The sequence below is a fragment of the Bacillus sp. AFS040349 genome, from assembly GCF_002577655.1.
In the GTDB taxonomy this organism is placed as follows: domain Bacteria; phylum Bacillota; class Bacilli; order Bacillales; family Bacillaceae; genus Metabacillus.
Window position 1 is genome coordinate 1 of the sequence record NZ_NUMC01000192.1, and the last position, 1,743, is coordinate 1,743.

The 1,743-nt window shown below is 41.0% G+C and carries 1 protein-coding gene; it reads left to right on the plus strand.

Annotated features, from left to right (window positions below; genetic code table 11):
- Window positions 1-532: 532 nt before the first annotated feature.
- A partial coding sequence (gene ltrA, locus COD11_RS25910; protein WP_098799760.1) for a group II intron reverse transcriptase/maturase occupies window positions 533-1,743 on the plus strand: 1,211 nt, incomplete at its 3' end.

The window sequence follows — 1,743 nt, forward strand, 5'->3', positions numbered from 1 at the left end:
TGCGTGCCCAGCAAGCCGTTAATTGCTAGTTGGTGAAAGTCCGACCCGAGTAAGTTCCAAGACGCTCGGTAGCTGACAGGCAACTGGTGGAGAAATCCTAAGGTTGAAGCCCTGTGACAAAGTAACTCTCTTGAGAGTGCAAGCAAACTAACAGGTTGTAACATAAAGTGAATCCTGCCGTCTCGTCAAGAGCATCCACTGTTTGTGGCTAAGGAGAAGTCGAGCCTTGAGTAAATGGGCGAAGACCATGGAAGGTGTGAAGAACTTGGAGGAGCAGCACCGAAGAATCTCTCGGGATAAGGGGAACGACATGTTAGGAAAGTAGTTAACGGAACTGGGGAGACCCTCATCATCACTTTCGGAAGAAAGTAAAACAGAAACCTATAAGTGCAAACGAAATGGTGGATGGATGAAAGGGAGTCGGAGGGGGTCATAGTACCTATGATGACAATGACAACACAACATTGTCTAGGGAAGGACGGCGTAAGCCAGTACCCTACTTCGTTCATATGTCAGAAGGAGGTAAGAGTCAGTGAATGCCAAGAAAATGGCTAACTACACCAATAGTGCAAAAGCTCAAGAACTCTGGAAGACGTTATATCTTTGTGCCAAGGAGAGTCCAACTCGTAGATTTCACGCTTTATATGACAAAATTTATCGTCCTGATATTCTATGGGAGGCATGGCAACGTGTGAAACGTAAGAAAGGTAGTGGAGGTGTCGATGGACAGTCGATTGAACAAATCGTTTTGGATTACGGTGAGAAGAAGTTTATGAACGAACTTTATCTAGAATTGAAGGAGAAACAATATCACCCAAGTCCAGTCCTAAGAACCTATATTCCGAAAGATGATGGAAAGAAACGTCCATTAGGAATACCAACCATTAAAGATAGAGTGGCACAAATGGCAACGAAAATGGTCGTTGAACCAATTTTTGAAGCTGACTTCCATGACTGTTCGTTTGGTTTTCGTCCTAAACGTAATGCTCACCAAGCACTAGCCAAAATAAGAAAGGCAAGCAGAAATTGCTTTTGGGTAGTAGACGTCGATATCCAAGGGTATTTTGACAACATCAATCAAATCAAATTGATGAAACTGCTTGAACAACGAATTAGCGACCGACGGGTCTTAAAATTAATTCGGAAATGGCTAGAATCGGGCATTATGGAAGAAGGAAAGATAAGGAATCCAATATCCGGAACTCCGCAAGGCGGTGTAATTTCTCCGTTACTAGCAAATATTTATCTGAACACAATGGATAGATTATGGCAAGAGAAGTTTAATCACCTAGGAGAATTAATACGTTACGCAGATGACTTCGTCATCATGTGTAAAACCAAACAACAGGCACTGGAAAGTATAAAGGTCATTCAGTCAATAATGGGAAAACTTGACCTTTCTATTAATCGAGACAAATCAAGATTAGTTAATCTGTGGAATGATATAGATGGATTTGATTTTCTTGGTTTTCATAATCGAAAGTTTCCAAAGAGATTAAAAGGTGGAAGTACCGTACATGTAATGTCTCACATACCAAAAAAGAACGCACTGAAGAAAATGCGTACAAAGATAAAAGCCTATACCGAGCCACGAAATAAGCTTTATCTAGACATCAGGGAATTGGTGAAAGGACTAAATAAGAAACTACAAGGTTTCAAGAACTATTACCAAATATCACCCCTAGGAAAGAAATGGCTCAATCGAATCGATTGGTATGTCTTAGAACGTCTCACTTTGTTTTA